The 13,754-nt window shown below is 72.4% G+C and carries 10 protein-coding genes; 6 read left to right on the top strand and 4 right to left on the bottom strand.

Annotation, left to right across the window (positions count from 1 at the left end):
- Positions 1-202 precede the first annotated feature (202 nt).
- The 3 genes from pcaDC to ACWCRJ_RS06870 all read left to right on the top strand — a co-directional run bounded on the left by pcaDC (position 203) and on the right by ACWCRJ_RS06870 (position 3,048).
- Positions 203-1,501 (top strand): bifunctional 3-oxoadipate enol-lactonase/4-carboxymuconolactone decarboxylase PcaDC, encoded by a 1,299-nt coding sequence (gene pcaDC, locus ACWCRJ_RS06880; protein ID WP_450938297.1) that lies wholly within the window; start codon positions 203-205, stop codon positions 1,499-1,501.
- Between the two features lie 59 nt (positions 1,502-1,560).
- The gene (locus tag ACWCRJ_RS06875; protein ID WP_450938296.1) at positions 1,561-2,196 is read left to right on the top strand and encodes an MBL fold metallo-hydrolase; all 636 of its coding nucleotides are present in this window, start codon (positions 1,561-1,563) and stop codon (positions 2,194-2,196) included.
- A 72-nt stretch (positions 2,197-2,268) separates the two neighbouring features.
- Positions 2,269-3,048, top strand: coding sequence for an exodeoxyribonuclease III (locus ACWCRJ_RS06870; protein ID WP_450938295.1), 780 nt, complete (start codon positions 2,269-2,271; stop codon positions 3,046-3,048).
- Positions 3,049-3,063: 15 nt separating this feature from the next.
- Here the strand turns inward: ACWCRJ_RS06870 and ACWCRJ_RS06865 are convergent, their stop codons facing one another.
- Positions 3,064-4,854 carry an SGNH/GDSL hydrolase family protein gene (locus ACWCRJ_RS06865; protein ID WP_450938294.1) on the bottom strand — a complete coding sequence of 597 codons (1,791 nt, stop codon included), beginning with the start codon at positions 4,852-4,854 and terminating at the stop codon, positions 3,064-3,066.
- Positions 4,855-5,037: 183 nt separating this feature from the next.
- Here ACWCRJ_RS06865 and ACWCRJ_RS06860 point away from each other — a divergent pair, with 183 nt between their 5' ends.
- Together ACWCRJ_RS06860 and ACWCRJ_RS06855 are read left to right on the top strand one after the other, a co-directional pair.
- The gene (locus ACWCRJ_RS06860; protein WP_046917936.1) at positions 5,038-5,484 is read left to right on the top strand and encodes a DUF6278 family protein; all 447 of its coding nucleotides are present in this window, start codon (positions 5,038-5,040) and stop codon (positions 5,482-5,484) included.
- Between the two features lie 215 nt (positions 5,485-5,699).
- Positions 5,700-6,443: an amino acid ABC transporter ATP-binding protein gene (locus ACWCRJ_RS06855; protein WP_450938293.1), complete on the top strand. Its 744-nt coding sequence runs from the start codon at positions 5,700-5,702 to the stop codon at positions 6,441-6,443.
- 155 nt (positions 6,444-6,598) lie between these two features.
- Here ACWCRJ_RS06855 and ACWCRJ_RS06850 read toward each other — a convergent pair whose 3' ends face one another.
- A complete protein-coding gene (locus ACWCRJ_RS06850) occupies positions 6,599-8,197 on the bottom strand; it encodes a CocE/NonD family hydrolase (protein ID WP_450938292.1) in 1,599 nt (532 codons plus the stop codon).
- 106 nt (positions 8,198-8,303) lie between these two features.
- Positions 8,304-9,065, bottom strand: a complete 762-nt coding sequence (locus ACWCRJ_RS06845) for a hypothetical protein (RefSeq protein ID WP_450938291.1) — start codon at positions 9,063-9,065, stop codon at positions 8,304-8,306.
- A 182-nt stretch (positions 9,066-9,247) separates the two neighbouring features.
- Between ACWCRJ_RS06845 and ggt the strand changes: the two genes are divergently transcribed.
- Positions 9,248-11,053, top strand: coding sequence for a gamma-glutamyltransferase (gene ggt / locus ACWCRJ_RS06840; protein ID WP_450938290.1), 1,806 nt, complete (start codon positions 9,248-9,250; stop codon positions 11,051-11,053).
- On the opposite strand, the gene ACWCRJ_RS06835 is transcribed toward ggt, so the two are convergent.
- Positions 11,046-13,640 (bottom strand): ATP-dependent Clp protease ATP-binding subunit, encoded by a 2,595-nt coding sequence (locus ACWCRJ_RS06835; RefSeq protein ID WP_450938289.1) that lies wholly within the window; start codon positions 13,638-13,640, stop codon positions 11,046-11,048. The two genes, ggt and ACWCRJ_RS06835, sit on opposite strands and share 8 nt — an antisense overlap.
- Between the last annotated feature and the right edge of the window lie 114 nt (positions 13,641-13,754).

The raw sequence follows: 13,754 nt of genomic DNA, 5'->3' as shown, positions 1-13,754 counted from the left end.
AACGCGCCGCGACACGGCACACGACACGCGGGGAAATGTGTTCGACACCGTGGACCGTGGCTCGGCGCGGACCGCGCGCCCGCCCTGTGACCTGCGCTCAGGTGAAGACGATGTGAGAGTAGCCCGCCGATGTTCGGGAGTCGTCCGGGCCGATTCGGGGGCCCGGGACCGAGCACCGGCCGAGGGACGTTAGCGTGGAGCGGTGAGTGAGACGCAGACCCCCGCCCTCCAGTACCGGTTCGACGGGCCGGACGACGCCCCGGTCCTGATCCTCGGACCCTCGCTCGGCACGACCTGGCACATGTGGGACCGGCAGGTCCCCGAACTGGCCAAGCAGTGGCGGATCTTCCGCTTCGACCTGCCCGGCCACGGCGGTGCCCCCGCGTACCCCGGTGGCTCGGTCACCGAGCTGGCCGCCCGGCTGCTGGCCACCCTCGACGCCGTAGGGGTGCAGCGCTTCGGCTACGCGGGCTGCGCGCTCGGCGGCGCCATCGGGGCCGAGCTGGCGCTGCGTCACCCCGAGCGCATCGCCTCGCTCGCGCTGATCGCCGCCTCGCCCCGCTTCGGCACGGCCGACGAGTTCCGCCAGCGCGGAGTGATCGTCCGGTCGAACGGCCTCGACCCGATCGCCCGCACGTCCCCGGACCGCTGGTTCACCGGCGGGTTCGCGGCGGCGCAGCCCGCGATCACCGAGTGGGCGGTGCAGATGGTCCGCACCACGGACCCCGGCTGTTACATCGCCGCGTGCGAGGCGCTCGCCTCCTTCGACGTGCGCGCCGAACTCGGCCGCATCGGCGTCCCCACCCTCGTCCTCGTCGGCTCCGACGACCAGGTCACCGGCCCCGCCGAGGCCCGCACGCTCGTCGCGGGCATCCCGGACGCCCGGCTCGCCGTCGTCCCCGGCGCCTCGCACCTCGTCCCGGTCGAGCAGCCCGCCGCCGTCACCGACCTCCTGGTCCGGCACTTCTCCACGGCCTGGCAGCCCGCCTACGACTCCACCACCGGCCAGGTCGCCGTCCCGGCCGCCCCGGTCAAGCCGGTCCTGGCCGCCGTGCCGCCGCAGGCGGGGCCGGTCGCCGCGATCGCCCCGGCGGCCGCCCAGCCGGAGGCGCTGGGGAGACCCGACCCGTACGACGCCGGGCTCAAGGTCCGCCGCGAGGTGCTAGGGGACGCGCACGTCGACCGGGCGCTGGCCACGGCGGACGAGTTCTCCGGCGACTTCCAGGAGTTCATCACCCGCTACGCCTGGGGCGAGATCTGGGACCGGCCCGGCCTCGACCGCCGCTCCCGCAGCTGTGTCACGCTGACCGCGCTCGTCGCCGGCGGACACCTGGACGAACTCGCCTTCCACACCCGTGCCGCCCTGCGCAACGGCCTCACCCCGGACGAGATCAAGGAAGTCCTTCTGCAGGCCGCCGTCTACTGCGGGGTGCCGGCCGCGAACAGCGCCTTCCGGGTGGCCCAGCAGGTCATCCGTGAGGAGACCACCCCCGACGAGTGAGCCCGGACCGCGCCGGCGGCCGGGGGGCCCGGCACCGGTGACGGGGGCAGGATGGACCCATGAAGCTCACCAAGAAGTCGCACGCCTGTGTCCGTCTGGAGAAGGACGGACGCACGCTCGTCATCGACCCGGGCGGGTTCAGCGAGCAGGACGCCGCGGCCGGCGCGGACGCCGTCCTGGTCACGCACGAGCACCCCGACCATTTCGACGAGGGACGGCTGCGGGCGGCCCTGGAGGGCAACCCGGCCGCCGAGATCTGGACCCTGCGCTCCGTCGCCGAGAAGGTCTCCGCCGCCTTTCCCGGCCGGGTGCACACCGTCGGCCACGGCGACACGTTCACCGCCGCGGGCTTCGACGTCCAGGTCCACGGCGAACTGCACGCCGTGATCCATCCGGACATCCCCCGCATCACCAACGTCGGCTACCTCGTCGACGCCGGCCGCGTCTTCCACCCCGGCGACGCCCTCACCGTCCCCGACCACGCCGTCGAGACGCTGATGCTCCCCGTCATGGCCCCCTGGAGCAAGATCTCCGAGGTCATCGACTACGTCCGCGAGGTGAAGCCGCACCGCGCGTACGACATCCACGACGCCCTCCTCACCGACCTCGCCCGCCCCATCTACGACCGCCAGATCGGCGCCCTGGGCGGCGCGGACCACCTGCGCCTGGCCCCCGGCGCCTCGGCGGACGTCTGAGCCGGGCGTACGTCCTCGCCCGTGACCGGGCGGGACCCGGCGTTGTCGGACCCGCCCGGTAGGTTGGTGGACATGCGCATCGCGACCTGGAACGTGAACTCGATCACCGCCCGCCTCCCGAGGCTTCTGGCCTGGCTGGAGAGCAGCGGCACGGACGTGCTCTGCCTCCAGGAGGCCAAGATCGCCGAGGACGGCTTCCCGTCCGACGCCCTGCGCGAGGCGGGCTACGAGGCGGCCGTGCACGCCACGGGACGGTGGAACGGCGTGGCGGTGATCTCCCGCGTCGGCATCGAGGACGTGGTCAAGGGCCTGCCGGGCGACCCCGGGTACGACGGCTCGGTGGAGCCCCGCGCGATCTCCGCGACCTGCGGCCCGGTCCGCGTCTGGTCGGTGTACGTGCCGAACGGCCGCGAGGTCGACCACCCGCACTACGCGTACAAGCTCCAGTGGTTCGAGGCCCTCAAGGCCGCCGTCGCCGGTGACGCGGCGGGCAGCCGCCCCTTCGCGGTGATGGGTGACTACAACGTGGCGCCGACGGACGACGACGTGTACGACGTCGCCGCCTTCGAGGGCCTCACCCATGTCACCCCCGCCGAGCGCGCCGCCCTCGCCTCCCTGCGCGAGGCGGGCCTGAGCGACGTCGTCCCCCGCCCCCTGAAGTACGACCACCCCTTCACGTACTGGGACTACCGCCAGCTCTGCTTCCCCAAGAACCGGGGCATGCGCATCGATCTGGTGTACGGCAACGAGGCGTTCGCGAAGTCCGTGACCGACTCGTACGTGGACCGCGAGGAGCGCAAGGGCAAGGGCGCCTCGGATCACGCGCCGGTCGTGGTCGACCTGGAGGTGTAGAGCCGCCCCCCACGCTCACAGGAGCGTGAGGTCCACCGACCCGGCCAGCGCCGCAAGCCCCGCCTCGTTCGGATGCAGATGGTCCCCGCTGTCGTACGCGGGGAGCAGCCTGGCCGGGCGGTCGGGGTCGCGCAGCACCGCGTCGAAGTCGAGGACGCCGTCGGTGTCCTCGTCGCCCCGGATCCACTCGTTCACCGCGACGCGTTCCGCGTCCGCGGCGGCCGTGCAGCGGGTCTCTCCCTCGCACGGTGCGATCGTCGCCACCAGCACGCGCAGGCCCCGTTCGTGCCCCCGGGCCACGATCTCCCGCAGCCCGGCGACGACCTCGCCGGCCGTCGTGCCCCAGCGGACGTCGTTGACGCCCTGGAAGACGACGACGGTACGGGCGGAGGTCTGGGCGAGGACGTCCCGGTCGAGGCGGTGCAGGGCGCTCACGCCGCCCGTGTCGGTGGAGACGCCGTCGCCGGGATAGCGGTCGGTGACCACGCGGTTCGCCGAGATCCCCTGGTTGAGGACGCCGTAGCGCGGGACCCCGTCCTGGTTCCGCAGCCGCCCGGCCAGCACGTCCGGCCACCGCCGGTTCGCGTCGACCGTCACCTTCTCGCCGTCGGTGATCGAGTCCCCGAGCAGGACCACCGAGCCGGGCCCGCCGCCCACGTCCACCCCGGTCAGCAGCGGCCAGGCGGTCACCGTCGAGGTGTAAGCCGCCGCCGAGGTCTCGCCCGCGTGGTCGCCCGGCCCGCTCACGTACGACGTCTGCTGGGCGAGCCGGTGCACGGGCGCGGCCGTCACCGTGTCCGGCAGATGGAAGCTCACCAGGAGGTCGGTGTCCGGGGGCACCTCGAAGCCCAGCGGGTCGCTGAACGCCTGTGCCCCCGCCGGGATCCGGGTGCCCGCCGCGCCCCCGAACGACAGCGCCACCGGCGTGCTGCGGGCGGCGGCGCCCTCCGCCCGCAACGCCACCGTCGCGCTCCCCACCCGTACCGGCGTCGACGCGAAGGTGTTGTCGAGCCGGATCCGCACCCGGGGCCCGCCCGCAGAGGTGTGCACGACCAGCCGAAGCGTCCGGTCGGTCCAGGGGCCGACGGCCGTGTAGCCGGAGGTGGACGCGGCCCAACCGCCGGTCCAGCCACGCGACTCGGGGCGGACGGAGAGAGCGAACACATGCAGGTCGCCGTTGCGCGGCAGGGTGACGGAGGCGACCTCGCGGCCCCGCCCGACGGGCACGGTGACGACGTACAGCCGCGCCTTCTCGGCGAGTTGACCGCCGGGGGTGTTGATGTGGGGGAGCGCGACGGCCTTGGTGGCGAGCGGGCCGGTGCGCCAGTCGGGCGCGGTGAGGCGGTACGCGGTGCGGGCGCCGTTCGCGTAGCGGACCGTCCCGGTGCCGGTCGCCTCGGTGCCGCCCGTGGCGGCGACGAGGAAGACGAGGGCGTCGCCCCGGCCCCGTACGCGGACGGACTGGCCGGCGGCGCGTACGTTGTCGGGCTCGCCCGCCGCGCGGCGCGGCCAGGTCAGACGCGCGCCCTGCACGGTCAGCGCGCGCCCCGGCGTCCACCCGGCGGCCGTCAGGTCGCCGGCGGAGAGGGAACCGCCGAGTCCGTCGAAGTCGGCGTCGGCCGGCCGCGCGTCGTCGCTGACCGCCCGGTTGTCGAAGAGCCGTTCCAGGGGCGCCGGTTCGCCCCCTCCGGCGTCGGCGGCACGGGCCGTGGCGAGCGGCGCGGCCGTCGCCAGGAGTGCCAGTACGCAGGCCGTTCCCCAGACGCGTGGGCGCACGCGGGACCCCTCCCGTTCGCTGATGACCATGATGGCGACGATGATGACGGATGCGGCATGGGTACGGTGACGAGGCGGCTGATGTGTCATGAACCTAAAGAGGCGTCAGGAACCCGTCAATGAGGCGTGCGTCAACGGCGAACGAACTCCCGACGAACAGAGGGACCCGCGCGCCTGTGGTGCCGAGGGTGAGGTGGATGACACGCTGAGCGCATGAACATCTCTTTCCTGGGCAACTGGCGCAAGAGGCGTGGTCCCGCCTTCGGGGTCGCGGTGTTCACCGGCGACGGTGACGACGATGGTCACGAAGGCCTCGCCGAACTCCTCGCCGAATGCGAACTGCTGCGCGCTCAGGCCGCACAGGCCGGTGTGCGACTGGACGATTCCGCGTCCTCGTTGGAAGCCCTCGACCAGCTCGTCCCGCGCTGGCGCGACGACGAGGAGACCGCGGCCTGGCTCGGCAACGACGCCGGGCTCTATCTGGGCACGGTCGTCGTACGGACCGTCCCCGGCGCCCGCTGGGAGATCTGGCCCAATGGGCAGCCCGTGGTGCGGCTGGTGTCCGGCCGTGAGATCGACGTGGTCGCGGCCGGCCAGGAGTGGGCCGCGAGCGGCGCACCGGAACTGTCCCAGCTGTACGCCGAGGTCGCGGAGAGCTGACGGCCCCTCACCATGCCCTCGCCGCCGTCGGTCCCCGACAATACGGCTGATCCACGGCCGCGCGTGTCGCGTACGGGGGCCACTGCCGTCCGGATAGTTTGCGGCACCTGCGACACGACACACGCGAGGGCACGACACGCCAGGGCTCGACACCCTGGGCACGACAGGACATGGCACACCATCGCACGGCCGAGAGCGAGTAGGGCGGGCAGGGCATGGCGGTCGATCCGCTGATCGAGATGCACGACGTGAACAAGTACTTCGGCGAGCTGCATGTCCTGCAGGACATCGACCTCACCGTCGGCAAGGGGGAGGTGGTCGTGGTCATCGGCCCGTCGGGGTCGGGGAAGTCGACGCTGTGCAGGGCGATCAACGGGCTGGAGCCCATTCACTCCGGCACGATCCTGCTCGACGGGCAGCCGCTGCCGGACGAGGGCAAACCCCTCGCGGCGCTCCGCGCGGACGTCGGCATGGTCTTCCAGGCATTCAACCTCTTCGCGCACAAGACGGTCCTGCAGAACGTGTCGCTCGGTCAGGTCAAGGTCCGCAAGAGGAAGAAGGAGGACGCCGACCGACGCTCCCGCCAGCTTCTCGACCGGGTCGGTCTCGCCGACCAGGCGGACAAGTACCCGGCGCAGCTCTCCGGCGGTCAGCAACAGCGCGTGGCCATCGCCCGCGCCCTCGCCATGGACCCCAAGGTCATGCTCTTCGACGAGCCGACGTCGGCCCTCGACCCGGAGATGATCAACGAAGTCCTGGAAGTCATGCAGCAGTTGGCGCGCGAGGGCATGACCATGGTCGTCGTCACCCATGAGATGGGCTTCGCCCGCTCCGCCGCCAACCGGGTCGTCTTCATGGCGGACGGCCGCATCGTCGAGGACCGCGCTCCGGACGCGTTCTTCACGGACCCGGAGAGCGACCGCGCCAAGGACTTTCTCTCCAAGATCCTCAAGCACTGACCTCCGCCACCGGACCGGGTGCGGGCCTCGACTACGATGAGCGGTTCATCCACTTGGGGTGAGCGAGGCCGTGGACGCCACCCCGGCCGAAACAGGGAAGCCGCTGCCGGACAGGCGGCGGCCAGGGGCCAGGCCCGTCCGGCGGCAGCCGGAGATCACTGCTCGCGCAGCGGGATCGACACGTACGACGGGTCGTTCGGCGGCGAGGAGAAGGTCAGCTGCGCGCCGGTCGGGTTGTGCTCGATGTAGAGCGGGTCGACCGTGTCGACGACCAGGGCGAGACGGTGGCCCGCCGGAACGTCGTAGGCCGTGGAGAGCAACTCCAGGTCCAGGCCGAAGGACTCGCCGGGTGTCTCGCCGTGGAAGGTGTACGGCGCGTGGCTGACCAGCTTGCCGAGGCCGAGCGGGCCCACGTCGTACAGATAGGCGACGAGGGTGCCGCTCTCCTTGGTGGGGGTCACCGTGGTGTGCAGCTTCGCGGTGCCGCGCACGGCCTGCGCCGTCGCGTACTTCTCCGACTGCCAGACGGCCGCCCAGCGGCGCGGCAGCAGCGGGATCGAGGCCACGGGCGGGAGTTGTGCCACCTGGTCCAGGATGCTGGACAGGAAGACGATCCCGCCGTTCGCGCCCGAGTCGACGTTCGCTCGGATCGTGGTGCCGCTCGTCAGGGCGATCTTCTGACGGGTCGCGGTGACCGACTTCCAGTCCGGATAGCCCTCGAAGGCGCCGCCCGTACGGGACTTGAGCCGAACAGGCTGCTCACGGTCGATGCCGTTGTCGGTGCCCTTGAGATAGCGGTCGAACCAGCGCTGGGTGTCCGTCCACACGTCGTTCGGCAGCCCGAACAGGCCCGTCAGCTCCGTGGTCGCGTGGTCGCCGGGGCGCAGCTCCAGCCGCTTGGGGCCGGTGAGCTTCTCGTAGAAGTCGGCGTACTGGTTGGGCGGGAAGACGGAGTCGCCCCAGGCGTTGGCGAGCATGACGGCCGTGCCGTTGGTGTTGAGCTGGTCCAGATAGGTCTCGGGGGAACGTTTCTTCCCCCAGGCGATCATCTCCTCCTCCGTCGTCAGGTCGGAGGCGTAGAAGTTCTTGAAGATCTGCTGGATCTCGGGGCCCTGGCGGCCGGTGATCCGTCCGGCGCCGTCCAGCAGGGCGCCGGCCTGGAGGTGCTGGGTGCGCCCGCCGTAGATCGAGTCGATCAGGTCCGCCCAGCCGCTCAGTGCGGCGACCGCCTTGACGCGCTTGTCGTGCGCGGCGGTGAGCAGACTGATGCCCGCCCCGTAACTCAGCCCCGCCATGCCGATGTGCGCGGCGTCGGCCGGGGTGTTGGCGAGGGCCCAGTCGATCACCTTGGAGGCGTCGGCCGTGTCGGGTGGGCCCGCGACCTCTATGTATCCGCCGGACTCCCAGAAGCCGCGGACGTTGTAACTGACCACGACATAACCGGCGTCGGCCAGTTTCCGTGCCTGGGCCAGGTACTCGATCTGCGGGAGGCCCCAGCTCGTGGGCAGCACGAGGAGCGGGTAGGCGCGCGAGGTGTCGGCGGGTGCGACGACGTTGGCCTTGAGGACGGTGCCGCCGTCGCCCGCGATGTCCACGAAGCGGGTGGTGGGGGCGGCGGGGGAGCCGGACGCCGCCTGGGCGGCGGGGGCGAGACCGAGGGCCGTGCCGGCGATCAGGGTGGCCGAGACGGCGCCCACGGCGCTCGTCCGCAGCGCCCTGGCCGTACGCGAGGTGGTGCCGTGCTGGTGTCTCATGGGGTCGCCTCACTCGTGTAAGTGCAAAGTGACCCGACGGTAACCGGACACCCTTACCGGAAGTAACTCCCCGGTAAGTTACGTGACGGTAACGTTCGGCGGCGAACTAGGAGGCGCGGTGCGAGATCTGGGCCGGCGCGGCAGGGGCAGGGGCCGGGGCCTGGGCCGCGCGGGTGACGTCCGCGACGAGTTCGACCAGGTCGGGGCCGTACGCCTGGGAGTTGACGACCTTCAGCAGCAGGACGAAGGTGCCGGTGCCGTACTTGCGGTGCAGGCGCTCGTGGTTGCGGGCGAGGTAGCGGGTGGCGGCCTGGTTGGTGATCGCGCGCTGCCCGCAGAAGAGGAAGACGGGCCGGGCCTGGTCGGGCTGGCCGGTGGTGAGCCGGGCGAGGATGACGTGCTCGGTGATGCCGGGGTCGAGGCGGTACTGCTCGCCGCCGATCTGGAAGGCGGCCCGGTGGGGGCCGGGCTCGGGGTCGTTGTTGAAGCTGACGCCGGGCAGCATCGCCGATATGTGCGCCGCCATCCGGCGGTTCGAGATCGGACCGCCCACGCAGAACTCGGTGCGCTCGCCGAACCCCTGTTGGGCCGCGTCCTGGGTGATCATCTGCGCGTGCGAGCCGCAGTCCTTGATCAGCGCGGACAGCTCCAGCAGCGCGAACACGTCGTACCGGTGGACCGCCAGGTCCGCGCTGGACGGGTCACGGTTGACCACCAGCAGGGACTCGGAGTTGTCGGGCAGCCCGAAGAACGTCTGCTTGCGGCGGAGCTTTCGCTTCCACAGGTACGTCCGGACGAACCAGCCCAGCGAGGCGCTGAGCCCCGCCGCGATCACGCCGAGGACGATATTGCGCACGTCGTCATTCATGGCCGCGCATGGTAGCGGGCACGGCCGAACAGCGCTCGAATCCGTGTCCGATTCAGGGCTCGGTGTCCCGGTTCGCCCCGCCGTCGCGGGGGTCACGCGGCACCGCCGGATGGCCGAGACGCCGCTGCCGGGGCCATGGCACCCGCGTTAGTCTGCGCGGACGGTCCTGACTGGAGGTACGGATGCGTCTGCGTCGTCCTGTCGCGCGGAAACTGGCGGTACTGGCGGCGACGTCCGCCGTGGTCGCGGTGGGGGCGGCCCCGCCGTCCTCGGCCGCGCCGGACCCCGTGGAGAAGGTTCCGCTCGCCGTCGGCTACGGCGGTGCCGTCTCCAGCGTCGACCCGGACGCCTCCGCCGCCGGTATCGAGGTGCTCCGCAAGGGCGGCAACGCGGTGGACGCGGCCGTCGCCACGGCCGCCGCGCTCGGCGTCACCGAGCCCTACTCGGCCGGTATCGGCGGGGGCGGCTACTTCGTCTACTACGACGCCGGCTCCCGTACGGTGCACACCATCGACGGCCGGGAGACCGCGCCCCTGAGCGCCGACGAGGGCCTCTTCCTGGAGAACGGCACGGCGATCCCGTTCGCCGAGGCAGTCACCAGCGGGCTGAGCGTCGGCACGCCCGGCACCCCGGCGACCTGGCAGACGGCGCTGAGCAGTTGGGGCAGCAAGCCGCTCGCCAAGCTGCTGAAGCCCGCCGTGAAGCTCGCCCGCCACGGGTTCACCGTCGACGCGACCTTCCGCGCCCAGACCGCCTCCAACGAGGCCAGGTTCCGCAACTTTCCGGCCACGGCCGACCTCTTCCTCCCCGGCGGGCAGTTGCCGGTGGTCGGCTCGACCCTGAAGAACCCGGATCTGGCCCGCACCTACGCGTTGCTGGGCCGCAAGGGTGTCGGCGCCCTGTACCGGGGCGACCTCGCCGAGGACATCGTCGACACGGTCAACAAGCCCCCGGTGGACCCGGGTTCGGGCTACAACGCCCGGCCCGGCGATCTGACCGCGGCCGACCTCGCCGCGTACCGGGCCAAGCGCCAGGCGCCCACGAAGGCGTCGTACCGAGGTCTTGGGGTCTACGGGATGGCCCCCTCCTCCTCCGGCGGCACCACGGTCGCCGAGGCGCTCAACATCCTTGAGCGGACCGACCTGTCCAAGGCGAGCGACGTCCGGTATCTGCACCGCTACATCGAGGCGAGCCGTATCGCGTTCGCCGACCGCGGCCGCTGGGTCGGCGACCCCGCCTTCGAGGACGTTCCCACGAAGGAACTGCTGTCGCAGAAGTTCGCCGACTCGCGCGAGTGCCTGATCAAGGACGACGCGGTGCTCACCAGCCCCGTCGCGCCGGGCGATCCGCGTGATCCGGCGGCCTGCGGGACCGGTGGCACCGCCGCGCCGACGACCTACGAGGGCGACAGCACGACCCATCTCACGGTCGCCGACAAGTGGGGCAACGTCGTCTCGTACACGCTCACCATCGAGCAGACCGGTGGCAGCGGCATCACCGTGCCGGGCCGTGGCTTCCTGCTCAACAACGAGCTGACGGACTTCTCCTTCACCCCGGCCAACCCGGCCGTGCACGACCCCAACCTGCCGGGTCCGGGCAAGCGGCCGCGCTCGTCGATGTCGCCGACGATCGTGCTGGACCGGCACGACAAGCCCGTGGTGGCGCTCGGTTCGCCGGGCGGCGCGACCATCATCACGACCGTGCTGCAGACCCTGACCGGCTTCCTCGACCGGGGCCTGCCGCTCGTCGACGCGATCGCCGCGCCGCGCGCCAGCCAGCGCAACCAGACCACCACCGAACTCGAACCGGGCCTGTGGAACAGCCCGTTGCGGACGGACCTCGAAGCGATCGGGCACGGCTTCCGGCAGAACCCGGAGATCGGCGCGGCCACCGCCGTCCAACGCCTGTCGGACGGCAAGTGGCTGGCCGCCGCGGAGACCGTACGGCGCGGGGGCGGCGCGGCGATGGTCGTGCGCCCCGTCAGGTAGAGCCGCTGGAGGTGGGCGGCGTCGTACGGAAGGCGAGCCGTCCGTCCTCCACTTCCGCCGTCACCCGGCTGCCGGACGGCAGCCGGCCGTCGAGGAGGAGGCGCGACAGGGGGTTGTCGACCTCGCGCCGGATCGTGCGGCGCAGCGGGCGGGCTCCGTACTCGGGCTGGTCGCCGTGGCGGGCGAGCCAGGCGACGGCCCGCTCGCCGAACTCGATGGTGACGCCCCGTGCGAGCAGCCGGTCCCGGGTGCCCTCCAGCAACAGGTCGGTGATCCGCCGCAGCCGTTCGTCGGTGAGACGACGGAACACCACGATCTCGTCGACGCGGTTGAGGAACTCGGGCCGGAAGTGCTCCCGCAGCGGCCGCAGGATCCGCTCGCGCCGGTTCTCCTCGGCCGCCTCCGCGTCGGCCGCCGCGAAGCCCGGTACGGCCCCGCCGCGGCCGATGGCCTCCGAGCCCAGGTTGCTCGTCATGACGATCACCGTGTGGGTGAAGTCGACCGTGCGGCCCTGCGCGTCGGTGAGCCGTCCGTCGTCGAGGACCTGCAGCAGCAGGTTGAAGACGTCCGGATGGGCCTTCTCCACCTCGTCCAGCAACAGCAGCGCGTACGGATGCCGCCGTACGGTCTCCGTCAGCCGGCCGGCCGCCTCGTGGCCGATGTAGCCGGGCGGGGCGCCGACCAGCCGGCTGACCGAGTGCCGCTCCTGGTACTCGCTCATGTCGAGCCGCACCATCCGGTCCTCGGCGCCGAAGAGGGCCTCCGCCAGCGCGCGGGCCAGTTCGGTCTTGCCGACGCCGGTCGGGCCCAGGAAGAGGAAGCTGCCGATCGGCCGTTCGGGTCCGGCGAGCCCGGCGCGCGAGCGCAGCACGGCGTCCGCGACCACATCCACCGCCTCGTCCTGCCCGACGACCCGCCGACGCAGCCGTTCCGCCAGTCCGAGCAGCCGCTGTGTCTCCTCCTGGGTGAGGCTGCTGACGGGGATTCCGGTCTGCCGGGAGACCACCTCGGCGATGTCCTCGGCGGTGATCTCCAGGCTCTGCCCGTCGTCGGCCCGCCCTCCGGCGTGGTTCGTGCCGATCCGCTGCCGCAGCTCGCCGATCCGGTCCCGCAGCCGGGTGGCCCGTTCGTACTGCTCGCCCGCGACCGCCTGGTCCTTGTCCCTGGTCAGCTCCTCGATCTCACGCTCCAGGGTGCGCAGATCCGTCCCCTTGGTCCGGGCGCGCAGCCGGACCCGGGCCCCGGCCTGGTCCATCAGGTCGATGGCCTTGTCGGGCAGGCGGCGGTCGGCGAGATGGCGGTCGGACAGGTCGACGGCGGCCGTCAGCGCCTCGTCGAGGTAGCGGACCTGGTGGTGGGCCTCGTACCGGTCGCGCAGCCCGCGCAGGATCTCCAGGGCGTCCTCGCCGCTGGGTTCGGGGACCAGCACCGGCTGGAACCGGCGGGCCAGCGCCGCGTCCTTCTCGATCCGCCGGTACTCCTCCAGGGTCGTCGCCCCGACGATGTTCAGCTCGCCGCGCGCCAGGGCCGGCTTGAGGATGTCGCCCGCGTCCATGCCGCCGCCCTCGCCCGAACCGGCGCCCACGACCGTGTGCAACTCGTCGACGAAGACGACCAGTTCCTCGGAGTGCGCGCGGATCTCGTCGACGATGTTCGTCAGGCGCTCCTCGAAGTCGCCCCGGTAGCGGGTCCCGGCGACGACCCCGGAGAGATCCACGGCGACCACGCGGCGTCCGGCCAGCACGTCGGGCACGTCCCCCTCGGCGATCCGCTGGGCCAGCCCCTCCACGATCGCGGTCTTGCCGACGCCCGCCTCGCCGATGAGCACGGGGTTGTTCTTGCCGCGCCGGGAGAGCACCTCGACGGTCTGCTCGATCTCCTCCTGGCGCCCGATCACCGGGTCGATACGGCCCTGGCGGGCGAGGTCGGTCAGATCGCGGCCGTACCGGTCGAGGGTCGTGGTCGTGGTCGGGGTGCGGCGCGGCAGGTCGGAGTGCGGCAGCCCGGAATGCGGCAGTCCGGAGAGGGGGATCCCGGCGGGCGGGGTGTCCGCCGACGGGTCCGACGCGTCCGGCGGTGGGGCGGCGGCCGACAGCCGTGCCGCGCCGAGGATGTGACCGGCCGCCGAGTCCGGGTTGCCGGCGAGGGCGCTCAGGACGTGTTCGGGGCCGATGTGGCCGGAGCCGGTGACCCGGGCCAGTTCGTGCGCGTCCAGCAGCGCCCGTTTGACCGCGGGGGTCAGGGCCAGGGACGCGGGTGCCGGTCCCTGGCCCGGTCGGTGGCGCTCCGGGCCGGACCGCTCGTCGATCTCACCGGCCAGCGCGTCGGGGTCCGCGCCCGCGCGGGCCACCAGACTTCGGGTCGGTTCGGCGGTGAGCGCGGCGCGCAGCAGGTGCTGGGTGTCCAGGTCGGTGCTGCCGTGCCGCGCCGCGTACGCCGCGGCGTCGGCCACCAGCCGGCGGGCCGGGCCGCTCATCAGGCGGCCGATCTCGATCCGCCGGGGGCGCGGGCCGCCGAAGAAACGGGCGAGGAACTCACTGAAGGGGTCCGGACCGTAGCCCTCGGGCCCCGGGAATCCGCTGTTCATTCGCCACCGGGTTCCCTGGTGCGGTTCGGCTATGCGGGGGCGCCGTGGGGGTCCCGGTGCTCGTGTGACCGCGGGTGCGTCGTGGTGGCCCGCGCGGTTCCCCGCCCTTGAGAT

This window comes from Streptomyces sp. NPDC002324, from assembly GCF_053593335.1.
Note: the sequence above shows the minus strand (reverse complement) of the source record. Positions and strands in the feature narration are given on the sequence as shown.